Below are 25,494 nucleotides of genomic sequence, written 5' to 3' on the forward strand. Positions count from 1 at the left end.
CGGCCCCTGTGAAAGGACCGCGATGAAAGTCACCGAAATCGAGGCGATCCCGTTCGCCATCCCATACCGCAAACCGTTGCGGTTCGCGAGTGGCGAGGTGGACACGGCCGCGCACATCCTCGTGCGGGTGCACACCGACGAGGGCCTGGTGGGGACCGCCGAAGCCCCGCCCCGGCCGTTCACCTACGGCGAGACCCAGGGCTCGATCAAGGCCGTCATCGACTCGGTTTTCGCACCCCAGCTGCTGGGGATGTCGCCGCTGGCCCGCGAGGCCGTGCACGCCAAACTCGACCGCACGGTGGGGAACCCGGCCGCCAAGAGCGCGATCGACATGGCGCTGTGGGACCTCATCGGACAGAGCCTCGGCGTGTCCGTGACCGAGCTGCTCGGCGGCTACACCGACCGCATGCGCGTGTGCCACATGGTCGGGTTCGCGCAGCCGGGCGAGATGGTCGACGAGGCCGAGCGCGTGCGCGACCTCTACGGCATCACGACGTTCAAGGTGAAGGTGGGCCGCAAGCCGTTCCGCCTCGACGTGGACGTCTGCCGGGCGCTGCGGGCCGGGCTCGGCGAGGACGTCGAGCTCTACATCGACGGCAACCGCGGCTGGACGGCCTCGGAGTCGGCCGCCGCGTTGCGGGCGCTGGAGGACGTCGGGCTGCTGTTCGCCGAGGAGCTGTGCCCGGCCGACGACGTGCTCGGCCGCCGCTGGCTCGCCACGCAGAGCCGGATCCCGCTCTACGCCGACGAAAGCGCCACCCGGCCGGGCGAGGTCACCCGCGAGCTGCTGGCCGGCGCGGCCCACGGCGTGAGCATCAAGACGGCGCGCACCGGCTTCACGTACTCGCAGCGGGTGCTCAGCCAGTGCTCCGGGCTCGGCGTCGAGGTCGTGCTCGGCAACCAGATCGACGGGCAGATCGGCTCGCTGTGCGCGGCGACGTTCGGGGCCGCGTTCGAGCTCACCTCGCGGCGGGCGGGTGAGCTGTCGAACTTCCTCGACATGACCGACGACCTGCTCACCGAACCACTGCGCATCGAGCACGGTGAGCTGCGCGTGCCGCAGGGCCACGGCCTCGGCATCCAGCTCGACGAGGACAAGCTCGCGCGCTACCGCCAGGACTGATTCCCACCACGAAGAGAGGTATTTGCCATGACTGAAGTCGTTTCGCCCACAGCCGCAGCTTCGGGTGCGTCGGCGACCGAGCGTTTCCAGGAGCGGGCCAAGGGTTCTGCCTCGGCGGACGCCGCCCGCGTGGACGCGATCGCGACGGACGCGCTGGCCGCGCTGCACGAGGTCGTCCGCAAGCACCAGCTGACCTACGACGAGTACAACGCCTTCAAGGCGTGGCTGATCCGGGTCGGCGAAGACGGTGAGTGGCCGCTGTTCCTCGACGTGTTCATCGAGCACGAGGTGGAGAAGGTCGCGAACGCCAGCCGCGAGGGGACCGCCGGGAGCATCGAAGGTCCGTACTACGTGGAGGGTGCTCCGGAGTTCGGCGCGGAGGGCACGCTGCCGATGCGCGAAGGCGAGGGCGGGCAGCCGCTGCGCTTCTTCGGCCAGGCGCGCTCGGTGTCGGGTGAACCGCTCGCGGGCGCCGTCGTGGACTTCTGGCAGGCCGACGACGACGGCCTGTACTCGCAGTTCGCGCCCGGCATTCCCGAGTGGAACCTGCGCGGCCGCTTCACCACGGGTGCCGACGGCAACTTCGCGATCCACACGATCCACCCGGCGCCGTACCAGATCCCGACCGACGGCGCGACGGGCGCGTTGATCGCCGCCGCCGGCTGGCACGCGTGGCGCCCGGCGCACCTGCACATCAAGGTGTCCGCGCCGGGCCACCAGCTGATCACGACGCAGCTGTACTTCTCCGGCGGCGAACACGTCGGCGACGACATCGCCACGGCGGTGAAGGACGCGCTGATCCTTTCGCCGACCGCGGCTTCGTCGGGCGCCGGCGAAGAGGTCCGGTACGACTTCGTGCTCGACCCCGCCTGAGGCCGGCATGTTGTTCGCGGTGCGGATGGACGTCTCTCTGCCGCTGGACCTCGACCCCTCGTTCCGGGACGAGCTGCTGGCGACGGAGAAGGCGTACAGCCAGAAGCTGCAGCGGGAGGGGAAGTGGGTCCACCTGTGGCGGGTCGTGGGTGAGTACTCGAACCTGAGTGTGTTCGACGTCTCGGACAACGGCGAGCTGCACGACCTGCTGTGGAACCTGCCGTTGTTCAAGTACATGAGGGTCAGTGTGACGCCGTTGGCGCAGCATCCGTCTGCGCTGGCGGGCTGAGAGTTCACGGGCGTGCGGGCCGGATTCCCGGCTCGCACGCCCGTCTTGACACCCTTAATCGGGATGATTAATGTCCTGGTTATGAGGAGCTGTGGCTGGTTTGCCCTCGCCGTGTGGCGTGAACCTGGATGTTAAATATCCAGATTTAATCCCGTCCTGGGTGACCGGACGAGTGCGGGTACAAATCGGGCACGCGGTGGCAGGCTGACCGGGGTCAGGGCTCTCGTGGAGAAAGGCTGGGCGCATGGACGGTGATCCGACCAGGGTCGTCATCGTCGGCGGCGGGTTCGCCGGCTACAACGCCGCCCGCGCGTTGCGCCGGGCTTTACCCGAGGCGGCGGGGATCGAGATCGTGATCGTCAACGAGACGGACTACTTCCTGTACCTGCCGTTGCTCCCGGAAGTGGCCGCCGCCGTCGTCGACCCGCGGCGGGTGACGGTGTCGATCCCGGCGACCCTGCCCGGCGTCCGGCTCGCTCTCGGCACGGTGACGTCGATCGCGCCGGACAAAGATCGACTGTCCTATACGGACCCCGAGGGTTCGGTGCACGAGCTTCGGTACGACCGCCTGATCATCGCGGCGGGCAGCGTCACCAAGCTCCTGCCGATCCCCGGCGTCGCCGAACACGCGCACGGTTTCCGCGGCGTCGCCGAAGCCCTGTACCTGCGCGACCACGTGATCCGCCAGGTGGAGCTCGCGGCGACCGCCGATTCACCGGCGGAGCGGGACGCGCGGTGCACGTTCGTCGTCGTCGGCGCCGGCTACACGGGGACCGAGGTCGCGGCCCAGGGCCCGCTGTTCACGCGGGCCGTCCAGCGGCGGCACCGGGAGCTCGACGGGCAGCGGACGCGCTGGCTGCTGCTCGACCTGGCTCCCAAGGTGCTGCCGGAGCTCGATCCGCGGCTGTCCCGGGCCGCGGATCGAGTCCTCCGCAAGCGGGGCGTCGAGGTGCTCACGGGCACCTCCGTCCGCGAAGCCACCACCGAGGGCGTGTGGCTCACCTCGGGCGAGTTCGTGCCGACCCGCACCATCGCGTGGTGCGTCGGCGTCCGCCCCGACCCGCTGGTCGCCGGCTTCGAGACGCAACGCGGGCGCCTCGTCGTCGACACCACTCTCGCCGTCCCGGGCCACCGCCGCGTCTTCGCCTGTGGCGACGCGGCCGCCGTTCCCGACCTCACCCGGCCCGGCGAGGTCACCGCCATGACCGCGCAGCACGCCACCCGCCAGGGGACGCTGGCCGGCCGCAACGTCGCCGCGTCCCTCGGTTTCGGCATCACGCGCGAGTACAAGCACCACGACCTGGGGTTCGTCGTCGACCTCGGTGGTGCGCAGGCCGCGGCCAACCCGCTGCACGTCCCGCTGTCGGGCTGGGTCGCGAAGCTCGTCACGCGCGCCTACCACCTGCTCGCCATGCCGGGCAACCGCGTGCGCACCGCGGTCGACTGGCTGCTGGACGCGTTGTTGCCCCGCCAGTCGGTACAGCTGGGCCTGGTCCGGTCGGCCGCGGTTCCGCTGGACACGACAGCGCCGGGTGATCAGCGATGACGCCGGGGCCGGAGGTCGTGCGGCGGGTGAACGGCCACGCCGTGGTGAAGGACCCGCCGCTGGTCGCGCGGATCGACCGGGTGCTGGCGGTGATCGTCGCGCTGCACTGCGTGGGCGCGGTGGCCCGAGCGGTGGTGCACCCGACCGCGCTGTCCGTCGGCGTGGCCGTGGGGATCGCGGGGCTGTCGGCGGTGGGGGTCTGGCGGCACTTCCGCACGCGCGGGCGGCTGGGCGCGGTGCTGCTCGGCGTCTCGATGGTGGTGTCGTTCGGGTGCGGAGCGTGGTTACCGGCGGGAGTTGTCACAAATGGGGTGCTGTCCGTCGTCGAAGTGTTGGGCGCCGTGTTCGCGGTGGCCGTCCTGCGTAGGCGAGTGAGGATCACATGAACTCACTGACCAGTCCGACCAAGTCCGACCCGGGCGCGCTCAAGGCTGCGGGCGTGGCGGCGAAGGCGGTCGACGACCGCTACCACCTGGCCAAGGGCCTGCGGCACCAGATGAACAAGGTGTTCCCGACGCACTGGTCGTTCCTGCTGGGCGAGATCGGCCTGTACGCGTTCATCGTGCTGCTGCTCAGCGGCGTCTACCTGACGCTGTTCTTCGACCCGTCCATGGAGACGGTCACCTACCACGGCAGCTTCACCAACATGCAGGGTCTGGAGATGTCACGGGCCTTCGCGAGCACGCTGGACATCTCGATGGAGGTCCGCGGCGGGCTGTTCGTGCGGCAGCTGCACCACTGGGCCGCGCTGATCTTCATCGCCGCGATGACCGTGCACATGTGCCGCGTGTTCTTCACGGGCGCGTTCCGCCGGCCGCGCGAAGCGACGTGGCTGATCGGGGCGACGCTGCTGATCCTCGGCATGTTCGAAGGCTTCTTCGGCTACTCGCTGCCCGACGACCTGCTGTCCGGCACCGGCATCCGCGCCACGCTGTCGGGCATCATCCTGTCGATCCCCGTGATCGGCACGTGGATCCACTGGGCCGTGTTCGGCAGCGAGTTCCCGGGCAACCAGATCATCCCGCGGCTCTACACGGTGCACATCCTGATCATCCCGGGCATCATGCTCGCGTTGATCGCCGCGCACCTCGCGATCGTCTGGTACCAGAAGCACACACAGTTCCCCGGCGTGAAGCGCAAGGAAACGAACGTCGTCGGCATCCGCATCTTCCCGGCGTTCGCGTTGAAGGCGCTGGCGTTCTTCACGATCGTGACCGGCGTGCTGTCGCTGCTGGCCGGGCTCTTCCAGATCAACGCGATCTGGAACATCGGCCCGTACAACCCGTCGCAGGTCTCCGCTGGCTCGCAACCCGACTGGTACCTCGCCTGGGCCGACGGCCTCCTGCGCATCTGGCCCGCCTGGGAGGTCTACCTCGGGAACTACACGATCCCGGCTGTGTTCTTCCCCGGCGCGATCGGAATGCCGCTGCTGTTCACGCTGTTGCTGTCCTATCCGTGGATCGAACGCCGGCTGTCGAAGGACACCGCGCACCACAACATCCTGCAACGCCCGCGCGACGCGCCGGTCCGCACGTCGCTGGGCATGATGTCGCTGGGCTTCTTCCTGGTGATCGAGCTGTCCGGTTTCAACGACATCATCGCCGACCAGTTCGACATCTCCCTCAACGCGACCACCTGGGCCGGCCGCATCGGCGTGCTGATCGTGCCGCCGCTGGCGTACTTCATCACCTACCGCGTCTGCCTCGGCCTGCAACGCGCCGACCGCGAAGTCCTCGAACACGGCATCGAGACGGGCATCATCACCCGCTCACCCTCGGGCGGCTACCTGGAGATCCACCAGCCCCTGGGCCCCGTGGACGGCCACGGCCACCCCGTCCCGCTCGACTACCAGGGCGCGACGGTGCCCAAGAAGATGAACAAGCTCGGCGCCGCCGGCCGCGCCGTCCCCGGCTCGCTCCTCACGCCGGACCCACCGGAGGAAACGGCGGCCGTGCAGCACGTCAACCGAGGCCACTGACCACGCCGACCACCACCGCCGCCGGGGCAAACCTCACACAAGGTTCGCCCCGGCGGCTCCCCCCCCGGCGTTCGGTTTACAGCGCAGCGCCGCCGGAGGCTTCGATGCGCTGGCCCGTGACCCAGCCGAACCGGTCGGACAGGACGGCGGCGATCACGGGACCGATGTCGTCGGCCTCGGCCACGCGGCCCAGGGCTGCTTGCGCGCCCAGCATTTCCCGCACGGCGGCGTCGTCGCGGATCGTGCCGTCGAGGAAATCCGTGGCCGCCGGGCCCGGCGCGACCACGTTGACGCGGATGCCGCGTTTGCCCAGCTCCTGGGCGTGGTAGCGGGTGAGCACCTCGACCGCGCCCTTCATCGCCGCGTAGACCGACCAGCCTTCGCCGGCGGAGCGCGCGAGCACGCTGGAGATGTTCACGATCGAGCCGCCGTCGGCGATGCGGGGAGCGAGCTGCTGGGTGAGGAAGTAGACGCCGGTGAAGTGGACGTCCACAAGGGACTGAACGTCGTCGAGAGCCGTGGTCCCGAGCGTGGTGAGAATGCCGTGGCCGGCGTTGTTCACCAGGTGGTCGAAGGTGGTCCGGCCCCATACGTCGCCGAGGAGCTCGCCGAGCTCCCAGTCGAACTCGGTGAAGCGCTCGGCCTGGCTCAGGTCCACGCGGAGGGCACCCGCTTCCCGGCCGAGCGCGCGGATCTCCTTGACGACGGCGTGTGCTTCCTCCACGTTTTCGCGATACGTGATGATCACGTCCGCGCCGTCGCCGGCCAAAGCCAGCGCGGCTGAGCGGCCGAAGCCGCGGTTGCCGCCGGTGACAAGTGCGATTCTGGTGTCCACGGGCAGGTGACTCCTGGTCGTTCGCGAGACGGGGAAACAAAACCGGGCACGGCTCGGGGAAGGCCCGAACCGTGCCCGGATTCGAGGAACCGGCTACTTCCCGATCCCGAGCGACGCCGCGGTGTCGTTGAGCACGCCGCGCAACTGCTGCTCGTCGAAGCCGGGGACGGCCTTGATCCGGTTCGCCCAGTCACCGGCGCGCACGCGGGGCGCGTCGGTGCCGAGGACGAGCCGGTCCGCGCCGAAGGAATCGGCGAAGAACTTGATCGCGGCGGGGTCGTCGGTCAGGGTCGTGTCGTAGTACAGCTTCTTGAGCTCCTGGCGGGGGTTGTTCTCCAGCCACTGGTCCTGGTGGACCGACTCGGTGATCTCCTCGAAGCGCCGCCAGAGGTAGCCGATCGAGCCGCCCATCGTGCCGATGATCCACCGGATGTCCGGGTACCGCTGCGTCACACCGGACACGACCAGGTGTGTCGTCGCCAGCGTGGCTTCCATGGGGCCGCCGTACTTGGGACCCATCATGAACGCGTCGAGCCCGGTGGAGAAGGTGTCGGGCGTGCCGACCGGGTGCACGAAGATGACCGCGCGGCGGCGGTTGAGCTCGGCCCAGAGTTCTTCGTAGGCGGGGTCGTCAAGCGAGGTGCCGACGGCGGTCGTGCCCAGGCCGATCCCGGCGAAGTGGAGCTCGTCGAGGCAGCGAACGGCTTCCGCGATGGCCTGTTCCGTGTGCGGGAGGGGAATGGCGCCGAAGGCTTCGAGCCGGCCGTCGAAGTCGGCCGCCTCGGCGTAGAGGTCGTTCGCGAACTTCGCGCAGTGCAACGACTTGCTCGCGTCCTCGAAGTACGGCTGGTTGTGGCCGAGCCCGAGCACCTGCAGGTTCACACCGTCGGCTTCGAGCTCCTCGACCCGCGGGATCAGCTCGGGACTGTGCTCGGGCCACACCTTCTTGCCGGCGACTCGGTCGAACTCCTTGGTGAGTGCGGGGGGAAACCAGTGTGCGTGAACGTCGATCACGATCGAGTTGTCCTTTTCAGACGAGGAAGCTGACGGCGGTCGGGTTCTGGTCGAGCAGGGACTTGCCCGCCAGTTCCTGGCTGACGCGGATGTTGAAGGCCGCGTGCCGCGAAGCGACCCCGGCGTCGCGCCAGATGCGCTGCAGCGGGTTCACCTCGGCGAAGGCCGAAGAACCGTGCGCGGACATCAGGAGGTCGACGGCGTGGAAGGTCTGGCGCATCGCCTGCGCCATGCCCACCCGCAGGCCCGTGCGCACGACCTCGGGCGGGTGCTCACCCTTGGCCGCGTAGTCGTCGAGCTGGTCGGCGGCGTCCTGAGTGGTCTTGACGGCGGCGGCGATCATGGCGGAGGCCTCGGCGAGGTCGATCTGGAATCCGACCGACTCCGACTGCGCCGAGTAGGTCGTGGTCGTGATCGACCGCTTCGGCGCCTTCTCGATCACGTAGTCCAGCGCCGCCTGTGCCTGGCCGAGCTGGGCACCGGCGAGCGAAAGCGGGGCCAGGCCCGCGAGGCTGACCCGGTGGCTGGCGTCCGGGCCCGCGGCGACGTTGTCGCCGTTGAGCAGGCCGGTGGCCGAGCGCAACCGGTGCTCGGGCACGAACACGTCACGGGCGACGAGGGTGTTGCTGCCCGTGCCGCGCATGCCGGCGATGAACCAGGTGTCTTCGACCGTGAGGTCCTTCATCGGCACCAGTGCGAGGTTCATGTCACGGCCGCCGGGGACCACGCTGGGGTAGCAGACGCTGGCCCAGTCGCAGTGGTTCGAGCCCGAGGCGTAGCCCCACTTGCCGTTGAGCTTCACGCCGCCTTCGACGACCTCGACCGCGGACGTGGGTGCGAGCACGCCGGCGGTGGTGGCGAAGGGGTTCGTGGACCAGACCTCGTCCTGCGCCTGCTCGGAGTAGCTGGCGGCCCACCAGTTGCCGGTGTTGAGGACCCCGGTCACCCAGGCCGACGACGCGCAGCCGCGACCGAGTGCGATCGTCACGTCGAGGAAGGTGCGCATGCCCGCGTCGAACCCGCCGAGCCGCTTCGGCACGAACAGCTGGATCAGCCCGGCATCGCGAATGGCCTCGAAGTTCGCGGTCTTCAGGCGGCGTTCGCGGTCGACTTCCGGGGCGGCTTCCCACAGCTGAGCGCGCAGGCTGTTCGCACGCTCGACCAGCTCTTCCCGGCTGGGCACCTTCTGCGCGACAGGCGCAGCGGATTCCGTGGTCATGATCTCTCCTTAGTCGCACTGTTCATGGCGTCGTCGACCAGGGTCGCCGTTCAATTTGTCGAATCCGGCTCCGCGTGCGGTGTGCCGATCTGTCGAATTGACGGTGTGCGCGTCCCGGCCACATCCGGACGCCCGGCGTCGGTGCCGGGCGCGAGCAGGAAGACGGGTGCCATGGCGCAGACGCTAGGTGCGCAGGACACCGAAGTCAGTACCGGTGTCCTGCGAGGCCGGACACGACTTCCCGCGATGTGGACGAGGCGGCCGGAAGCGGCCGGCGGTCGGAGACTTACCGTCGCCGATTTCCGGTATCAACGCGGTGTCCAGTTCTGGGGGACGAATACCTGGATTCCCGGCAACGGTCGTGGAACGGTTCTCGCGCTCGGTGCATTTCGGCCGAGTGGCTCGCGATTTGCGTTTCGCCGACGACGGTGACTCTAGTTCGGAGGTACCTGGAAATGAGTGTGACGATGGCCGATGTCGGTCTCTTGCTCCTGCGGCTGCTCGTGGCGTTCATCCTGTACGCGCACGCCACCCAGAAGCTGCGCGGGTGGTTCCGGGGCCCCGGCCTGGACGGGATCGCGGTCGTCTTCACGGCACTCGGGCAGGTGCCGGCGCGGCCGCTGGCGAAACTCGCCGCCTGGTGCGAACTGAGCGCGGCGCTGCTGATCGTCCTGGGTTTCGCCACGCCGCTCGGCGCGGCCATCGGTGCCGGCACCATGCTGGTGGCGGGTTTCGCGATGAGCGCGAAGAGCGGCGCGTTGTGGAATTCCCTTGGCGGCGGCGAGTACCCGCTCACGCTGGCGATCATGGCGATTTCGTTCGCCTTCAGCGGCCCGGGCTCGATTTCGCTCGACGGCGGGCTCGGCCTGCCGTGGTACGGCACGGGTGAGCGCGCGGCACTGATCGGCCTGGCCGCGGTCGTGCTGGCGATCGTGGCCGCGGTGCCGCCGATCTTCCGCACGGTGCGGATCCGGCGTGCGGCCGCGGAGCAGGAGGTCGCGGCCACCGCGTAGCGTGCCGGGGGCGTCGACGAGGTCGGCGCCCCCGGCGAAGTCCCCGGTTCAGTCCGGTGCGCTGCCGAAGGTTCCCGCGAGCCCGTTCGTGATCTCGGCCCGCGCGGCCTGGGCGGACGCGATGCGCTCGTCGAGTTCCGCGAGCCGGCGTTGCTGAAGCTCACGCCAGGTCCGGGGCGCCATCGCCCGGGCCGTCACGAGCTCTTTCGCCTCGATCAGGGAGAACCCGGAATCGCGCAGCAGCAGGAGCAACTTGACGAGCCCGACCGCCGACGCGGCGTAGCGCCGCTGGCCCGAAACGCGCTCCGGCGGGGGCAGCAGGCCGATCTTCTCCCAGTACCGCAGCGCCGACGCGGCCACCCCCGTGGCCCGGGCGAGCGCCCCGATCGTCAGGCGCTCGGCGGGCTCGTCCCCGGTCATCAGCCTTCGAGCGTCGCGTGCGTGCCGAACGAACGGCGGTGGTAGGTGAGCGGTTCGCCCGCGCAGCTGCACAGCGACCGGACCGAACCGAACAGCACGATGTGGTCCCCGCCTTCCACTTCCTGCTCGACGGAGCACGCGAGCCAGCTCAGCGCCCCCGCCAGCCGCGGTACCTCGCCCTCGACGTCCCACTCGACGCCGTCGAACTTCTCCTCCGGCGTGAGGTTGGTGGCGAACGTGCGCGCCAGCTTGGAATGCGACGAGCCGAGGATGTTGAGCCCGAACCGGCCCGACTGCCGGATGACCCCGAGGAGCCGGGACGACCTGACGAGGGACACCAGCACCATCGGCGGTTCCATCGACAGCGAGGCGAACGCGCTCACCGTGCTGCCGTAGGGGGTGTAGTCGGGAGCCAGTCCCGTCACCACGGAAACCGGCGTGGCCACCCGCGCCATCACTTCGCGGAACTGCTGCTGCAGGTCTTCGGACATCGGTCTCTCCTGTTCGTGCTTGCCCGCGACCCGCGTTCGGTCGCGTTCGGGGGGAATGCGGTGCCGGGCGCGGCAGGGGCGGGCGGAACGCCCCTGCCGCACGTCTGGTGAAGCCGGCCGGGATCTCAGACCAGGAAACTGATCTCGTAGGGGTTGAGGCCCAGCAGGGCCTTCGCGTAGATCTCCTGGGAGATGCGGATGTTGAAGGCCGCGTGGCGCGTGGCGACACCCGTGTCGCGCCAGATGCGCTGCAGCGGGCTGAACTCGCCGAACGCCGACGTGCCGTGGGCGGTCACGAGCCGGTCCACTCCTTCGTTGGCGCGTTTCACGGCCCACGCCATGTCCATGCGCAGCCCCGAGCGGATGGTCTCGTCGGGCAGGTGGCTCTGGCCGGCGTGCTCGTCGAGCACATCGGCGGCCTGCTGCCCGATCAGCCGCGCGGCCTTGATCGTGGTCGCCGCCTCGGCGAGGTCCACCTGGAACCCGACCGACTGCGCCTGCACCGAGTACGTCGACGCGGTGATCTGGCGCTTCGGGGCCTTTTCGATCACGAACTCCAGCGCTGCTTCGGCCGCACCGATCTGCGAGCCCATCAGCGACACGGGCAGCACGCCGGCGAGGGCCGTGCGGTGCACGGCGTCGGGCGCGTCGAGGTTGTCGCCGCGGAACATCGGCATCAGCGGCAGCACCCGGTGGTCCGGGACGAACAGGTCGCGCGCGACGATCGTGTTGCTGCCGGTGCCGCGCATACCCGTGACGAACCAGGTGTCCTCGACCTCGACGTCGCTCATCGGCACCAGCGCGAGCATCATCTCGGGCTTGACCGCGTTCGGGCTCGGGTACGCGACGATCGCCCAGTCGCAGTGGTTCGAGCCCGACGAGTAGCCCCACTTGCCGTTGAGCTTGATCCCGCCGTCGACGATCTCGGCCTCACCGGTCGGCTGCAGGATGCTGCACGAGGTGGCCAGCGGGTCGGCGCCCCAGACTTCCCGCTGGGCCTCCTCGGGGAACTGCGCGACCATCCAGTTGCCGGCGTTGAGCACGCCGGCGACCCACGCGGACGACGAACACCCGCGCCCGAGGGCGGCGGTGACCTCGAAGTAGGTGCGCATGTCCGCGGCCAGGCCGCCGAAGCGCCGCGGGGTGAACAGCTGCATCAGCTGCGCGTCGCGCATGGCCGCGAAGTTCCGGTCGGTCAGCCGGCGGGTGCGGTCGACCTCCGGGGCGTCTTCCCAGAGCTGGGATCGCAAGGCTTCGGCTCGGGCGACGAGTTCTACGGAGGTGGGGGTGGTGTTGTTCATATTCGTGTTCCCTTGAACGGGTTTTATCTCGGCTGCGCCGGCGCTGGAGGCGCGTGGGCGCTCTGTTCAGTGGGTGGGGGAGACGCGGAAGGTGAACTCGAGGCGGCGCCAGCCGGCCTCCGGTTCACGGCCGTCGGGCGCCGGGCCGGACTGCTCGGCGAAGTCGACGATCAGCCCGTTCTTGACGCCGAACACGGTGTCGGAGTCGAGGTGGTCGCCGCCGGCCACGAACAGCTGCGTGACCAGCGTGCGAAAGCCCGGCTTGGCGATGAGGAAATGCAGGTGCGGTGCGCGGAACGGATGCCGGCCGGCGGCTTCGAGCATGCCGCCGACGGGACCGTCGACGGGGATGGGGTACTGGGACGGCACGATGGTCCAGAACTTGAGGCGGCCGTCGGTGTCGGTGCGGAAGCGGGCGCGCAGGACGGGGCCGTCGGCGTCGGGGAGCTGGACGTCGTAGAAACCGTCCTGGTTGGACTGCCAGACGTCGACGATGGCGTCGGGCACCGGGGTGTCGTGGGTGTCGGTGACGGTGACGTCGGTCCACAGGGGAGTGCCGGGCAGGCCTTCGGCGAGGTCGGCGCCCTGGGCGGTTTCGGGTGGGCCTTGGACGTAGAACGGGCCGAGGACGGCGGAGGGGGTGGTGTCGGGTGTGCGGGAGTTGGTGAGGACGTCGACGACGCTGGAGACGCCGAGGGTGTCGGACAGGAGGATGAACTCCTGGCGTTTGTCGTCGGAGATCTGGCCGGTGCGGGTGAGGAACCCGATGGCGTATTCCCATTCCTCCTGGGTGAGGTCGGTGCGGACCACGTAGGAGTGCAGGGTGCGCACGAGTTCTTGGAGGAGTTCGCGCAGGCGGGGGTCGGGGGTGGCGGCGAAGCTGTCGACGACTTCGGTGGTGAGGCTGCGCAGGTCGGGTTTGGTGCCTGCGGCGGGCGTGGGGCAGGTGCCGGTCCAGGCGTGGTGCAGGAGGTCCTCGATGCCGTCGCGGGTGACTTCGCGGGGGTTGGGGTAGGGCTTGGCGGTGGCGATTTCGGCGGCCTGGGTGATGGCGGTTTCGGTGAATCCGAGTTCGGCCAGCGAGTGCGGGACGGGTAGGGCGGCGATGAGGTCGTAGACGCCGGTGGCGGCGTCGGGGGCGCCGAGGACCTCGGCGATGCGGCGCATGGCGTCGGGGGCGCCGGCGGTGTTGTAGGCCATGGCGTAGGGCAGGACGACGGTGTGGGTTTCGGAGTGGGGCAGGTTGAAGCTGCCGCCGAGGGTGTGGCAGAGCTTGTGGTGCAGGGCCATGCCGACGGAGCCGAGGCAGGTGCCGGCGAGCCAGGCGGCGCGCAGGGCGTTGCCGCGGGCGTCCGCATCGGAGGGATCGGCGGCGATGCGGGGGAGGGCGGTGGCGAGCAGGCGGATCGCTTCGAGGGCGAACTGGTCGACGATCGGGTTGGCGTCGGGTGAGTAGAGGGCCTCGACGGCGTGGGCCATGGCGTTGACGCCGCTGGTGAGTGACACCTGGACCGGCAGTTTCAGGGTGAGGTCGACGTCGTAGACGACGACCTCGGGCAGCACCTTGGGTGAGGTCTGGGTGGTCTTGCGTCCATCGGCGGTCTCGCCCAGGACCGGGGTCATCTCCGACCCGGCGTAGGTGGTGGGCACGATGATCTGCGGCAGATCCGTGCGCAACGCGATCGCCTTGGCCAAACCGGTCGTCGAACCCCCGCCGATCGCCAGCAGACAGTCCACTTTGTTCTCCGCAACGACCGCCAGGGCACGCTCGGTCACGTCCACCGGCGTGTGCATCGCGGCCTCGTCGAAGCGGGCGGCGAGCAGCGAACCCAGCGCGTCGGCGACCCGGTCCACCGGGCCCGCCAGTGAAGAAGTCCCGAGCAGCAACACGCGCGAAGCCCCGAGCCGGCGCACCTCGTCGGCCAGCGTCGCGATCGTGCCCGTGCCGAAGACGACCCGAGCCGGATTGGCGGTGTAGCTGAACATCGAGGGCTCCTTTGCCTGGCGCGCCGGGTGCGGTGGCGATGACGGTAGGAGCGAGCGCCCGAGAAGTCAGCGTTCGTGTCCGGCAGCCCGGGACACATTTGGTGGAATCGTTCGAAATCGCACTTATCGTGGTGAGATGACGAACGACGAATCACGTGGTGGCGTGGCCTCGGTCGCGAAGGCGTGCAAAGTGCTGCGCGCCTTCAGCCCGACCGTGGGTGTCCTGTCTGTTCGACAGGTGTCCGCCCGTGCGGGGATCCCGCGCAGCACCGCGCACGAGCTGTGCCGCACGCTCGTCGCCGAAGGCATGCTGGAAGGCGCCGGCGGTGGTTACCAGCTTGGCCCGCTGCTGCTCGAGCTGGCGGGCCAGATCATCGAACGCACAGGCCTGCTGCGCGCCGGCGAAGGCATCCTCGACTCGCTGGTCCGCGCGCCGGAGCAGGACGCGCACCTCTGCCAGCTGACGCAAGGCTGGATCGTCTACCTGGACCGCAACTCCAGCCCGTCGCACGTGCCCGCGGCCAACCAGGTGGGCCAGCGCGCGCCGGCGCACCTCACGGTCTGCGGGAAGGTGGCGCTGTCGTGGCTGCCGTTCGACAAAGTCGTGGCGCACGTCGAGAAGTGCTGCGCCGAAAGCGCCGTGCCGCCGCCGGACCTCAAGCAGCTCGAAGCCGAGCTGACCCAGGCCCGGCAGGACGGGTACCTGGCCTCGCGGTCCGTCCAGCAGGGCCGGACGTCGGTCGCGGCACCGATCTTCGACTCCTCGGGAAATCCGCTCGGCGGGGTCTCGCTGTCCGGCCCGGCCGGAATGTTCACCACGGCCGTGGTCGAGTCGGCTCGCGTGTCCGTCACCAACGCGGCCGGCCTGATCAGCGCCCGGCTCATCAGCGCCGCACCGGCCTGGACACGCTGACGGCCCTCCCGGGGGAGGGCCGTCAGTTTGGCCGGGCTGCTCAGGCACGCGGCAGCAGAGCCACCGCCTGCATTTCGATCAGCAGGTGCGGGTGCGGCAGCTGGTGCACGGCCACCGTCGTGCGGGTCGGGCCGTTTTCATCGAAGTACCGCGCGTAAACCTCGTTGTAGCCGCGGAAGTCGTTCATGCTCACGAGGTAGGCCGTGACCTGGACGAGGTCCGTCAGCTCCGCGCCGACCTCCGCGAGCAGGTCGCGCAGATTCTCGATCACGGCCGCCGTCTGCGCCTCGATGTCCAGCCGTGTCGCGCCGAACTCGTCGGCGTCGGCACCCGCGATGGTGTTGTCCGGCCGCCGGCTGCTCGTCCCCGAGATGTAGACGAACCCACCCGCCACCTTGAGGTGCGGGAACCGGCCCCGTGGCGTCGCCTTGCCGGCGACGGTCCTGGCGTCACTCATGCATTCCTCCTCATCACCGAACGGACGTCACACGGAACCGCACGCGGCCGAGCCCGGACACCGTCGCGCTGACGGTGCCGGGCGAAACCAGCGCGACGGCCGGGGTCCCCGCCCCGGCCAGCAGCACGTCACCCGCGCGCAGCGGGATGTCGTACCGCCCGGCCATGCGGATCGCCGCGGTCACCGCGCGCAGCGGGTCACCGAGGATCGCCGAGCTGGATCCACTTTGGACAAGACGGCCGTCGAGCTCGAGGACCATCCCGCGGTTGTCCAGCGACGCGGGCAACGGCTGCCACGCCCCGACCACGAACCCCGACGCCGAGGTGTTGTCCGCCACGACGTCGGCGAGGTTGAACCGGAAGTCGCGGTAGCGCGAGTCGATGATCTCCACGGCCGGCGCGACGGCGTTGACGGCCTCGGTCACGTTGCCCGTCCACAGCTGCGGATCGATGTTGCGCGCCAACCGGAACGCGATCTCGGGCTCGACCCGCGGGTGCACATACGCGCCCAGCCAGATCTCCGCGCCCTCTTCGACGTGCATCCGGGAAGTCAGCTGCCCGATGATCACCTCGGACACGCCCATCTGCGCCGCCTTGGTCCGGCTCGTGAACCCGAGCTTCACCCCGACGCGCGTCTCGCCGCGCCCGAGCCGCCGCGACACCAGTGCGTGCTGCACCGCGTACGCCTCCGCCAGCGACAGGTCGTGGTCGGCCGACAGCTGCTGCTCGGCCACGCGGTCGCGGGCGGCGTCGTCGAGGCGGGTGGCGAGCTCACCGACGTGCCCGGTCATCGCGCCGCCTCCGTGAGGTCGAGGGCGACGTCGACGATCATGTCCTCCTGGCCGCCGACCAGGCCACGCCGCCCGACCTCGACAAGGATGTCGCGCGCGTCGAGGCCGTAGCGGCTCGCGGCGCGTTCGGCGTGGAGGAGGAAGCTGGAGTAGACGCCGGCGTAGCCCAGCGTCAGCGTCTCGCGGTCCACCCGCACCGGCCGCGTCTGAAGTGGACGGACGAGGTCCTCGGCCGCGTCCTGCAGGCCGAACAGGTCGCAGCCGTGGTCCCAGCCGAGCAGGTCGGCGACGGCGACGAACGCTTCGATCGGCGTGTTGCCCGCGCCGGCACCTTGGCCGGCCAGGGAAGCGTCGACCCGGTAGGCACCGTGCTCGACCGCGGTGACGCTGTTGGCCACCGACAGCGACAGGTTTTCGTGGGCGTGGATGCCGATCTGCGTGTCCGGGTCGAGGACCTCGCGGTACGCGTCGACCCGAGCGGCGACGTCGCTCATGGTCAGCCGCCCACCGGAATCCGTGACGTACACGCAGTGCGCGCCCGCGTCCTCCATGATCTTCGCCTGCTTCGCCAGGTCCTCGGGCGAGTTCATGTGGCTCAGCATCAGGAACCCGGCGACGTCCATGCCGTTCTCCCGCGCCCAGCCGATGTGCTGGATCGCGATGTCGGCCTCGGTGCAGTGCGTGGCGATGCGCACACTCGACACCCCGAGATCCCGGGCCGCCCGCAGATCGTCGATCGTGCCGACGCCCGGGAGCAGCAACGTCGTGAGCTTCGCCCGTGACACCACCTCGGCCGCCGCCGCGATCCACCCGGAATCCGCTGCGGCGCCGTGGCCGTAGATCACGCTGGACCCGGCCAGCCCGTCGCCGTGCGCGACCTCGATCGCCGCCACCCCGGACGCGTCCAGCGCGGCCGCGATCGTCCGCACCTGCTCGACCGAGTACTGGTGCCCGATCGCGTGCATGCCGTCCCGCAGCGTCACGTCCTGGACGTACAACTGCTCCGTCACCGCGCCGCCCCTTCCTTCAGTTCCAGCAGACGCTCGGCGGTGCGCAGGGCCGCGGACGTCATGATGTCCAGGTTTCCGGCGTAGTCCGGCAGGTAGTGCCCGGCGCCGGTCACCTCGAGGAACACCGACACCTTGACCCCGCGGAACGCCCGCCCGAGCCCCGGTACGAACGGGTGGTCCACCGCGTCGAACTGCACCTGCTGCTTCAACCGGTAGCCGGGTAAGTACTTCTGCACCTGTGCCACCATGTCCTCGACGGACGCACTCACCGCGGATTCGTCCACTTCGGACTGTTCGACCAGGCAGAAGACCGTGTCTCGCATCTTCATCGCCGGCTCCGCCGGGTTGAGGATGATCACGGCCTTGCCCCGCTCCGCGCCGCCCACGACTTCGAGCGCCCGCGCGGTCGTCTCGGTGAACTCGTCGATGTTCGCCCGCGTGCCCGGCCCGGCCGAGCGCGACGCGATGGACGCGACGATCTCCGCGTACGCCACCGGCGTCACGGCCGACACCGCGGCGACGATCGGCGTGGTCGCCTGGCCGCCGCACGTGACCATGTTGACGTTCGCCGCACCGAGGTGGGCGTCGAGGTTCACCGGCGGCACCACGTACGGGCCGATCGCCGCCGGTGTCAGGTCCACCATCGGCAGGCCGTACTCGCGCAGCACCTCGTAGTTGTGCTTGTGCGCACCGGCCGAAGTCGCGTCGAACACCAGCCGCACGCCGGCGAACTCCGGCAGCTTGACGAGCCCCTCCACGCCGTCGGACGTGGTGGCGATCCCGAGCCGCTTCGCCCGGGCGAGGCCGTCCGACGCGGGGTCGATGCCGACGAGCGCGGCGACTTCCAGCTGGTCCGACAGGCGTTTGACCTTGAACATCAGGTCCGTGCCGATGTTGCCGGACCCGATGATCGCGACGGGTGTGGCCATCAGGCGTCCTCTCCGGTGAACGTCACGCGCACTTCGCCCACCTCTTCGAAGCGGGCCAGGTAGGTACCGGGTTGCGGCACCGCCACCATCGGCCCCCACGCGCCGGCGAGCACGACCTCACCCGCGCGCAACGGCGCACCACGCCGGGCGACCTCGGTGGCCAGCCAGGCCACGGCGTTGGCCGGCGAGCCGAGACAGGCCGCGCCGACGCCCGTCGACACGGGTTCGCCGCCGTGCTCCAGGCTCAGGCCCAGCGAAGGCAGGTCGACGTCGGAGAGCTTCTTCGGCGTCGTCCCGAGCACGACCGCGCCGCTGGACGCGTTGTCCGCGACGGTGTCGGCGATCTTGATGTCCCACCCGGCGATGCGCGAGTCGACGATCTCGATGGCCGGCAGCACGAACTCCGTCGCGCGCAGCACGTCGACCAGCGTCGCGCCGGCGGGGAGGTCGGCGCCCAGCACGAACGCGACCTCGCCTTCCACTCGCGGCTGCAGGAACTTCGCCAGCGGCAGCTCGGCCCGGTCGCCGAAGACCATGTCGTCGAGCAGCACACCGAAGTCGGGCTGGAACACGCCGAACTGCTTCTGCACGGCCGCCGACGTCAGGCCGATCTTGCGCCCCGCCACGCGCCGGCCCGGCACCGCGAGCTTGCGCTCCAGCACCGCGGCCTGTACCGCGTAGGCGAGGTCGACGTCCGCGTCGCCGATCAGGTCCCGCACCGGTTCCACGGGGGTGCGCGTCTGTTCGGCGCGCATCAGCCGCCCCGCCGCGGTCTCCACGGCCGTCGCGAAGGCGGTTTTGGTCGTTGTCATCGAGGAAGCCTCACAGTTGGATGCAGATGTTGGTGGGCTCGCTGTAGAAGTGCAGCGAGTGCACGCCGCCTTCGCGGCCGATGCCCGAAAGCCCGACGCCGCCGAACGGCGAACGCAGATCCCGCAGGTACCACGTGTTCACCCACGACATGCCCACGCGCATCGCGGCGGCGACGCGGTGGCCGCGCTCGAGGTTCGTGGTCCACACCGAGGACGCGAGGCCGTACGACGTGTCGTTGGCCAGGCGGATCGCCTCGTCCTCGGTGTCGAACGGGATGAGGGTCGCGACCGGCCCGAACACCTCCTCGCGCACCACACGGGCGGAGTTGTCCACGCCGGTCCACAGCGCGGGTTCCACCCACGCGCCGCCGGCGAGATCCGCGCCGAGCTCGGGGATGCCGCCGCCCACGAGGAGCTCGGCGCCTTCCTTCTCGGCCACGGCGTAGTACGACATGACCTTTTCCCGGTGCGTCTGGGAGATCAGTGGCCCGGTGGTGGTGGCGGGATCGTCGGGCCGGCCGAAGCGCAGCGCCTTCGCCCGCTCGACCAGACCGGAGGCGACCTCGTCGAAGACGCCGCGCTGCACGTAGACGCGCTCGGTGCACAGGCAGATCTGCCCGGTGTTGGTGAACACGGACCGTTCGAGCCCGTCGACCGCCCGCTCGAGGTCGGCGTCGTCGAACACCACCGCGGCGTTCTTCCCGCCCAGCTCGAACGAAACCGGCCGCACGTGGGGCGCGACCGCGCGCATGATCACCGAGCCGGTGGCCGACTCGCCGGTGAAGGTGATGCCGTCGACGTCCGGGTGGGTCGTGAGGAACTCACCCGCGGACGCGGGCCCGAAGCCGTGCACGACGTTGAACGCGCCGGCCGGCATCCCCGCCTCGGCGAGGATCTCCGCCAGCAGCGTCGCGCTCGACGGCGTCTCCTCCGAAGGCTTCACCACCACGGCGTTGCCGCTCGCCAGCGCGGGCGCGACCTTCCACGTCAGCAGCAGCAACGGCAGGTTCCACGGCACGATCACGCCCACCACGCCCAGCGGCTTGCGGATCGCGTAGTTCAGCGCCTGCCCGGTCGCGACGTCGGTGAGGAACGAGTCGAGCCCCGTCCCGGCGATGATGTCCGCGGCCGCGCGGAAGTTGGCCGACGCGCGCCGCACGTCGAGGTTCGTGGCCAGTGCGACGGGCTTGCCGGTGTCGGCGATCTCGGCCGCGAGCAGGTCGTCGAAGCGCTCCTCGATCCGGTCCGCGACCCGCCGCAGCAGGGCGACGCGCTCGGTCGCCGTGGTCTTGCCCCACGCGCCGTTCAGCGCCTGCCTGGCGCTGCGCACCGCGCGGTCGACGAGCTCTTGGTCGGCTTCGTGCACCTTCGCGATCAGCGAACCGTCGACGGGGCTCACCTTGTCGAAGGTGCGGGGGCCGTCGACGAACTCGCCCCCGATGAAGTTGCGCAACGCCTTCGGGATCCCCTGCGGCATCACTGGTTTCCTTTCGTCGGAACTGTTCACGCGTGCTCGGGCACGGTGTGGTGCCAGGTCTCGCCGCGGTAGGTGACCGCGACCGACCCGCCGGTGGGCACGAGGACGACTTCCTCGGCGTTGTCGGGTTCCCCCAGGTCGCGCCCGGCCGCCCACGCGACGACCGCGCGCATGCACCCGGAGTGCGTGGCGACGGCGAGGTGCTCGTCGGCCGGCACGCGGTCGGCCGCGGCCACGGTGGCGGCGAGGAACCGGCGCACGACCGCGTCCGGCGATTCGTGCCAGAGCAGCGGGATCTGCAGCCAGAACCCCATCGCGTCGCCGTCTTCGTGCGCCTGCCAGAACCGCCGGGCCTCTTCGGCCCAGCCGGCGCCGCCGGCGGCCGGGATGAGCTCGCGCACCTGGGTGGGTTCGTAGTCCCGGCCGTCGACGCGGAGCTGGAGGTTGCGGAACTCCGGCGCGACCTCGTTGCCGCCGAGTTTCAGCCCGGGCGCGCCGGCGAGGGTCGCGTGCAGCACCTCGGCGGTCTGCCGCGCCCGCGCGGTGGGCGCGTAGGCCACGGAAACCGCCGTGCCGTCGGGAAGTTCGGCCGCGAGGCTCTCGCCGCGCGCCCGGGCCTGCTCGATGCCGCGTTCGGTGAGGCCGGCGTCGCTTTCGTAGCTGGCCGTCTCGCCGTGGCGGACGAGGTGCAGGATCATCGGTGCCTCCAGGTCGGTCAGCTCGGGCGGAACACGCGGTGGCTGGAGCGGGCCGGGTGCAGGCCAACGCGGTCGAGGATGCGTTTCACCGAACCCGCGGGGTCACCGACGGCGAAGTGCTCGGTCTCCATCCCGACGGCACGCGCCCCGGCGAGGTTCGACGGCAGATCGTCGACGAACAGGCAGCTCGCCGGCTCTTCCCGCAGCTGCCCGAGCGCCCACCGGAACACCGACGGGTCGGGCTTGAGCACGCCGTAGCGGCCGGCTTCGAGCAGCAGGTCGAAGCCACCGAACTCGGGGAACTTCGCCGCCCAGTCCTGGCCGAACCAGTGGCCCATGTCGTTGGTGAGCGCGGCCAGGCGCACGCGGCCGCCGATGTCGCGCAGCATCGCGCGCACCTCGTCGCGCACGCTGATGCGGGTCCGCATGAACGCGCCGAGGTCGAGGTCCGGCCGTCGTTGCGACAGCTCGGCCCAGTAGTCGCGCTCCTGCTGCTTGCCCTGCTCGACCCCGTCGTAGAGCTTGTCGTCGCCGAACGGGCCCTTGGGGAACGTCGGGTCGTCGACCACCTCGAACAGCGTGGGCACGACGACGCCGCCGAGGTCGAGCACGATGGTCGTGAGCCGTAGCGTGGGCGTGTCCGCCCGGGACCGGACCGCGGCCGCGCGCCGGAGCGCACGACCGCGGCCGGGCCGCGACCAGGGTTCTTCGAAGGTCACGGATCAGTCCAGGACCGTGACGACGCCGGTGTCACCGTCGACGCGCACGCGCTGGCCGGTGCGCAGCGTCGAGACCGCACGGCCGGTGCCGACCACGGCGGGCAGGCCGTACTCGCGGCAGACGATCGCGGTGTGGCTCATGATGCCGCCGACGTCGCTGACGGTCGCGGCGATCCGCGAGAACACCGGCGCCCATGCGGGTGAGGTGGCGGGGCAGACCAGCACGTCGCCGTCCTGCACCTCGGCCAGCTCGGCCACGGACCGCACCACGCGCACCGGTCCCTCGACCACCCCGGGTGAACCGGCGACCCCGCGCAGCGTGCCGGGGTCTTCCGTTTCGGAGTCGGCCAGCCAGCCCGCGACGGAGTCGGTGGTGATGCCCCACAGCATGACCGTGAGCGGTTCGGCGACGGCCTCAGGCGGCGGGCCGAGCGCGGGCGGCGGCTCCCAGGCTTCCAGCGCGGTGAAGATGCGGCGGCGCTCGGCGATGATCGGGGTCCAGTGCGCGCGACCCCGGCCGGGCGCGCCGGTCGACCACGAGGCGACGGTGTCGAAGATCAGCTCCGCGACTTCGGTGCGGCGCAGGAAGAACAGGTCCTCGGGGTCGTCGAACACACCCATGTCCACCAGGGACCGGGCGAGCTCCTTGGACTTGCCCCAGAACGCGGCCCACATCCAGTGTTCGATGTAGAGCACGTGCTCCTCGATGTAGACGAACACCTTGCGCGCCAGCGCGAGCAGCTCGTCGAACAGGTCCACGTCGGCCGGGTTGAGCAGGGCGCGGTAGTCGCCGGTGATGCGCTCACGTTCGGCCAGCACCCGCTCGGTCGGGCGGTCGATGACCTCGCCCTTGCGCAGGCGTTCGAGGTAGGTGCGCACGGCCCCGAACGGGATGTCCGGGTGGTCGTCCCAGGTGCCGAAGCGGTGGTCGCCGCCGGGGTGGCCGGGGTCGGCGTTGATGTGGAACCACGGATCCCTGGTGGCTTCCCAGTCCTCGGCCCAGGCGCGGCCGGACTCCGTGCCGCTCAGCACGGCGAGGGCCGCGTCGAGGTGGGAGGCGTTGAGGATCGTGTCGCTCACGCCGAGGCGTTCGGCTTCCTTGGCGAGGCGCTTGAGCTCGTCGTCGGGCCGGTAGAGCTCCACGTGCAGGCCGCCGACCATCCGCGACACGGACTGGTCGCCGATGCCGGGGAAGGCGTTCTGGCAGAACTGGAAGAACGTGAGGTACGCGGCGTAACCGATGTTCAGCATCTCGAAGTGCCACTGGTACGTCTCGTACATCGTGGTGATCATGAGGCTGAAGTCGCGTTCCCAGCGATACCCGGCCGAGTGTCCGAGGTGTCCGGTCACAGTGGACAGCGGCTCGCGCTCCGGCAGCGGCGCGAAGCTCAGGCCGCGGATGAGCTTGATGCGCTCGGCGACCTTTTCCTTCCACTCCGCGTAGATCTCGTCCCAGCGCTCGTAGTAGTGGCCGGCCCGCTCGCCGAACTCCTCGGCCCGCGCGGCGATCTGGTCGGCCGGCGCGGCGACCGGCGAGACGTACAGGCGGCCGTTGAGGATGCGCTGCTCCAGGCCGAACGCCGGCGGTACCGCGAACACGCGCGTGTTCATCGCGCCGAGGGCCTGCCACCAGCACTCGCACTGGATCTCGTCGTACGGGTGCAGCACGTAGGGGTGGTGCAGGGCGTCCTGGAACCAGAACTTGCCCTCGTCGGCCTTGCGGCGGTCCTCGCCGAACAGGTGGTACCAGTTGTAGAGCGATTCCCAGCCCTCGGCACCTTGCGGTGGGTCGAGGTCGAACGGCCCGGGGAAGGTGGAAGCGACCATCGTCGGTCCCTTTCTCGTCTGCGCAGTCAGTGGGGGATGCGGGTCAGGGTTTTGCGCCGCCGGTCAGCGCCGCGAGCACGTGGGCGAGCGCGCCCCGGTTCTCCTGCGACACCTGCTTCGGCGGTTTGGTGCTCCACACGGTTTCCGGGCGGGCCTGCACCACGTGCACGTCGTCGCCGTCGATGGCGAACTCGCCGTCCTGCGGGGTGCCGGCGTGCTTCTCGATCAGCGCCGCGATTTCGAGCAGCTGCTCGATGTGTCCCTTGTGGAGGGACGGCTGGGACCGGTCCGCGTCGTCGACGGGCACGGTCGCGATGCCCTTGCCGGTCTCGGGGTCTCGGGTCGCGCGGGTGGCCTTCTCGGCGATGTCGCGGGTGAGGATCTCGCGGGTGATCTTGTCGACCACGAACCGGTCGGGCGTCACCGTGCCGCTCACCAGCGGTTCGCCCAGGCCCCACACGGATTCGATGACGACCTTCGACCGGTCGCCGTTGGCGGGGTTGAGGGTCATGAACACGCCGGCCGCGCTCGCGTCGACCATGCGCTGCACGACCACGCCCATGGCGTCGTCGGTGCTCTCGACCCCGTCACGCGCCCGGTAGCTGATGGCGCGCGCGGTGAACAGGCTCGCCCAGCAGCGCCGGACGGCGGCCGACACCTCGTCGGCGCCGATGACCCAGAGGTAGCTGTCGTGCTCGCCGGCGAAGCTGCGGTCCGCGGAGTCCTCCGCGGCCGAACTCGACCGCACCGCCACGGGCGGCTCGGCGACGCCGGTGCGCTCGGCGAGCTCCGCGTAGGCCGCGCGGATGTCGGCGTCGGCGCCGTGCTGCTCGGTCTCGGCGAACAGCAGCTCGCGGATCGCGGCCGACTCCTCCGTCAGCACGTCGAGGTCGGCTTCCGGGTGCAGTGCGCGGATCCGGCGGTCCAGCTCCTGGCCCAAGCCGCCGGTCACCGCCGCGCGGTAGGCGTCCGTGGTCACCACGAACGCTTCGGGAACCCGGACTCCCAGGCGGCACAACGTGTCCAGCGAGCGACCCTTGCCACCGGCCTGTGCGGTGGTGACAGCGTTGTCGCCCATCCCGATGTGCAGAGTGCTCGCTGCGGTCATCGATCGGTCCTTTCCTTGTTCTCGCGGTCGCTGGGTTCGTCGTAGTCGGACACCAGCGCGACCACGGCGGCGTCGACCGTCGCTTCGCCGGTGGCCGCGGCGGCCGCTTCGTCGGTGTTCACGAGGACGGTGGCCCCGGGGCTGGCGTCGAGCAGGTCGACCGCGACGGTGATGGTGTCCACGCCGATCGCGCGGACGAGCACGAGCCGCCGGGTCGACAGCCCGGGCAGCTGCCGGTCGGACCACACCCGGCCGATGACGCGGCCGAGGATCACGACTGGCCCCCGCTCGGCAACTCCAGCACGGCTTCGCGGAACGACTCCGCGCGGCGGGTCTCGAGCAGCGTGGCCGCGGCCTCGCTCGGGCGCGGGTAGATCTGGGCGGCGCGCAGGTCGCCGTAACGCTTCACGGCGGCGGTGCCGGCGTCGAGCGCCTGGCGGACGGCGGCCAGCTGGCCCTGGATCGCGGCCACGAGGTAGCCGCTGGACACGCGGTCGACCGCGATGCACCGGACGTCGGCGGTCTTGATCATCGCCTCGATCCCCGCCGTGAGCGCCACGATGCCGCGGGTCTCGACGACACCGATCGCGCCAGCCGAATTCGTGTTGCCGGCCATGGGTGTTCTCCTTGTTCTTCGGTGAGCGTTCTGCGGTGAGCGCAGTGCTG

Annotated in this window: 27 protein-coding genes; 8 read left to right on the plus strand and 19 right to left on the minus strand. The window is 70.3% G+C overall.

The window, feature by feature from the left end; all coding sequences use genetic code 11:
• Nucleotides 1–22 precede the first annotated feature (22 nt).
• From ACFY1H_RS28060 to ACFY1H_RS28085, 6 genes are all read left to right on the plus strand, one after another.
• Nucleotides 23–1,123 (plus strand): enolase C-terminal domain-like protein, encoded by a 1,101-nt coding sequence (locus tag ACFY1H_RS28060; RefSeq protein WP_366584338.1) that lies wholly within the window; start codon nt 23–25, stop codon nt 1,121–1,123.
• Between the two features lie 27 nt (nt 1,124–1,150).
• Entirely contained in the window at nt 1,151–1,996 is an 846-nt protein-coding gene (catA, locus tag ACFY1H_RS28065) for a catechol 1,2-dioxygenase (RefSeq protein ID WP_366584339.1), read from the plus strand.
• Nucleotides 1,997–2,003: 7 nt separating this feature from the next.
• Complete coding sequence (gene catC / locus ACFY1H_RS28070; protein WP_366584340.1) at nt 2,004–2,285, plus strand: muconolactone Delta-isomerase; 282 nt, start codon at nt 2,004–2,006, stop codon at nt 2,283–2,285.
• Between the two features lie 244 nt (nt 2,286–2,529).
• A complete protein-coding gene (locus ACFY1H_RS28075; protein ID WP_366584341.1) occupies nt 2,530–3,831 on the plus strand; it encodes an NAD(P)/FAD-dependent oxidoreductase in 1,302 nt (433 codons plus the stop codon).
• Complete coding sequence (locus ACFY1H_RS28080) at nt 3,828–4,217, plus strand: hypothetical protein (RefSeq protein WP_366584342.1); 390 nt, start codon at nt 3,828–3,830, stop codon at nt 4,215–4,217. Before ACFY1H_RS28075 ends, ACFY1H_RS28080 begins: the two co-directional genes overlap by 4 nt.
• Nucleotides 4,214–5,809 (plus strand): ubiquinol-cytochrome c reductase cytochrome b subunit, encoded by a 1,596-nt coding sequence (locus ACFY1H_RS28085; protein WP_366584343.1) that lies wholly within the window; start codon nt 4,214–4,216, stop codon nt 5,807–5,809. The genes ACFY1H_RS28080 and ACFY1H_RS28085 overlap by 4 nt, the downstream gene beginning before the upstream one ends.
• 76 nt (nt 5,810–5,885) lie before the next feature.
• On the opposite strand, the gene ACFY1H_RS28090 is transcribed toward ACFY1H_RS28085, so the two are convergent.
• The 3 genes from ACFY1H_RS28090 to ACFY1H_RS28100 all read right to left on the minus strand — a co-directional run bounded on the left by ACFY1H_RS28090 (nt 5,886) and on the right by ACFY1H_RS28100 (nt 8,877).
• Nucleotides 5,886–6,644 carry an SDR family NAD(P)-dependent oxidoreductase gene (locus ACFY1H_RS28090; RefSeq protein ID WP_386951106.1) on the minus strand — a complete coding sequence of 253 codons (759 nt, stop codon included), beginning with the start codon at nt 6,642–6,644 and terminating at the stop codon, nt 5,886–5,888.
• A 93-nt stretch (nt 6,645–6,737) separates the two neighbouring features.
• Entirely contained in the window at nt 6,738–7,658 is a 921-nt protein-coding gene (locus ACFY1H_RS28095) for an amidohydrolase family protein (protein ID WP_386951109.1), read from the minus strand.
• A gap of 16 nt (nt 7,659–7,674) precedes the next feature.
• Nucleotides 7,675–8,877 (minus strand): acyl-CoA dehydrogenase family protein, encoded by a 1,203-nt coding sequence (locus ACFY1H_RS28100; RefSeq protein WP_366584346.1) that lies wholly within the window; start codon nt 8,875–8,877, stop codon nt 7,675–7,677.
• Nucleotides 8,878–9,332: 455 nt separating this feature from the next.
• Between ACFY1H_RS28100 and ACFY1H_RS28105 the strand changes: the two genes are divergently transcribed.
• Nucleotides 9,333–9,890, plus strand: coding sequence for a DoxX family protein (locus ACFY1H_RS28105; protein WP_366584347.1), 558 nt, complete (start codon nt 9,333–9,335; stop codon nt 9,888–9,890).
• A gap of 48 nt (nt 9,891–9,938) precedes the next feature.
• On the opposite strand, the gene ACFY1H_RS28110 is transcribed toward ACFY1H_RS28105, so the two are convergent.
• The 4 genes from ACFY1H_RS28110 to ACFY1H_RS28125 all read right to left on the minus strand — a co-directional run bounded on the left by ACFY1H_RS28110 (nt 9,939) and on the right by ACFY1H_RS28125 (nt 14,088).
• On the minus strand, nt 9,939–10,310 hold the full coding sequence (locus tag ACFY1H_RS28110) for a MerR family transcriptional regulator (RefSeq protein ID WP_366584348.1): 372 nt from the start codon (nt 10,308–10,310) through the stop codon (nt 9,939–9,941).
• Nucleotides 10,310–10,801 (minus strand): flavin reductase family protein, encoded by a 492-nt coding sequence (locus ACFY1H_RS28115; protein ID WP_366584349.1) that lies wholly within the window; start codon nt 10,799–10,801, stop codon nt 10,310–10,312. Before ACFY1H_RS28115 ends, ACFY1H_RS28110 begins: the two co-directional genes overlap by 1 nt.
• Nucleotides 10,802–10,926: 125 nt before the next feature.
• On the minus strand, nt 10,927–12,102 hold the full coding sequence (locus ACFY1H_RS28120; RefSeq protein WP_386951114.1) for an acyl-CoA dehydrogenase family protein: 1,176 nt from the start codon (nt 12,100–12,102) through the stop codon (nt 10,927–10,929).
• 66 nt (nt 12,103–12,168) lie between these two features.
• Nucleotides 12,169–14,088: a maleylacetate reductase and hydroxyquinol 1,2-dioxygenase domain-containing protein gene (locus ACFY1H_RS28125; protein WP_386951117.1), complete on the minus strand. Its 1,920-nt coding sequence runs from the start codon at nt 14,086–14,088 to the stop codon at nt 12,169–12,171.
• A 136-nt stretch (nt 14,089–14,224) separates the two neighbouring features.
• On the opposite strand from ACFY1H_RS28125, the gene ACFY1H_RS28130 reads away from it, so the two are divergent.
• Complete coding sequence (locus ACFY1H_RS28130; protein ID WP_366590638.1) at nt 14,225–15,001, plus strand: IclR family transcriptional regulator; 777 nt, start codon at nt 14,225–14,227, stop codon at nt 14,999–15,001.
• A 40-nt stretch (nt 15,002–15,041) separates the two neighbouring features.
• On the opposite strand, the gene ACFY1H_RS28135 is transcribed toward ACFY1H_RS28130, so the two are convergent.
• From ACFY1H_RS28135 to ACFY1H_RS28190, 12 genes are read right to left on the minus strand one after another with little or no spacing between them, the layout of a single operon-like run.
• Nucleotides 15,042–15,458 carry a RidA family protein gene (locus ACFY1H_RS28135; RefSeq protein WP_386951120.1) on the minus strand — a complete coding sequence of 139 codons (417 nt, stop codon included), beginning with the start codon at nt 15,456–15,458 and terminating at the stop codon, nt 15,042–15,044.
• 13 nt (nt 15,459–15,471) lie between these two features.
• The gene (locus ACFY1H_RS28140; RefSeq protein WP_366590633.1) at nt 15,472–16,248 is read right to left on the minus strand and encodes a fumarylacetoacetate hydrolase family protein; all 777 of its coding nucleotides are present in this window, start codon (nt 16,246–16,248) and stop codon (nt 15,472–15,474) included.
• Entirely contained in the window at nt 16,245–17,258 is a 1,014-nt protein-coding gene (gene dmpG / locus ACFY1H_RS28145) for a 4-hydroxy-2-oxovalerate aldolase (RefSeq protein ID WP_386951124.1), read from the minus strand. Before dmpG ends, ACFY1H_RS28140 begins: the two co-directional genes overlap by 4 nt.
• Nucleotides 17,255–18,187: an acetaldehyde dehydrogenase (acetylating) gene (locus ACFY1H_RS28150; protein WP_366584824.1), complete on the minus strand. Its 933-nt coding sequence runs from the start codon at nt 18,185–18,187 to the stop codon at nt 17,255–17,257. The genes dmpG and ACFY1H_RS28150 overlap by 4 nt, the downstream gene beginning before the upstream one ends.
• Complete coding sequence (locus tag ACFY1H_RS28155; RefSeq protein ID WP_386951127.1) at nt 18,187–18,999, minus strand: 2-keto-4-pentenoate hydratase; 813 nt, start codon at nt 18,997–18,999, stop codon at nt 18,187–18,189. The genes ACFY1H_RS28150 and ACFY1H_RS28155 overlap by 1 nt, the downstream gene beginning before the upstream one ends.
• Before the next feature lie 10 nt (nt 19,000–19,009).
• On the minus strand, nt 19,010–20,476 hold the full coding sequence (locus ACFY1H_RS28160) for a 2-hydroxymuconic semialdehyde dehydrogenase (RefSeq protein ID WP_366584820.1): 1,467 nt from the start codon (nt 20,474–20,476) through the stop codon (nt 19,010–19,012).
• A gap of 26 nt (nt 20,477–20,502) precedes the next feature.
• Entirely contained in the window at nt 20,503–21,174 is a 672-nt protein-coding gene (locus tag ACFY1H_RS28165; RefSeq protein ID WP_366584818.1) for a histidine phosphatase family protein, read from the minus strand.
• A 17-nt stretch (nt 21,175–21,191) separates the two neighbouring features.
• Nucleotides 21,192–21,893 carry an HAD-IA family hydrolase gene (locus tag ACFY1H_RS28170; protein ID WP_366584816.1) on the minus strand — a complete coding sequence of 234 codons (702 nt, stop codon included), beginning with the start codon at nt 21,891–21,893 and terminating at the stop codon, nt 21,192–21,194.
• 3 nt (nt 21,894–21,896) lie between these two features.
• Nucleotides 21,897–23,720, minus strand: coding sequence for a PEP-utilizing enzyme (locus ACFY1H_RS28175; RefSeq protein ID WP_366584814.1), 1,824 nt, complete (start codon nt 23,718–23,720; stop codon nt 21,897–21,899).
• 43 nt (nt 23,721–23,763) lie between these two features.
• Entirely contained in the window at nt 23,764–24,828 is a 1,065-nt protein-coding gene (locus ACFY1H_RS28180; RefSeq protein WP_386951132.1) for a PEP/pyruvate-binding domain-containing protein, read from the minus strand.
• Nucleotides 24,825–25,103, minus strand: coding sequence for a EutN/CcmL family microcompartment protein (locus tag ACFY1H_RS28185; RefSeq protein WP_366584810.1), 279 nt, complete (start codon nt 25,101–25,103; stop codon nt 24,825–24,827). Before ACFY1H_RS28185 ends, ACFY1H_RS28180 begins: the two co-directional genes overlap by 4 nt.
• Nucleotides 25,100–25,444: a BMC domain-containing protein gene (locus ACFY1H_RS28190; RefSeq protein WP_366584808.1), complete on the minus strand. Its 345-nt coding sequence runs from the start codon at nt 25,442–25,444 to the stop codon at nt 25,100–25,102. Before ACFY1H_RS28190 ends, ACFY1H_RS28185 begins: the two co-directional genes overlap by 4 nt.
• Nucleotides 25,445–25,494 lie beyond the last annotated feature (50 nt).

It is taken from the genome of Amycolatopsis sp. NPDC001319 (assembly GCF_042896185.1).
Lineage (GTDB): Bacteria > Actinomycetota > Actinomycetes > Mycobacteriales > Pseudonocardiaceae > Amycolatopsis.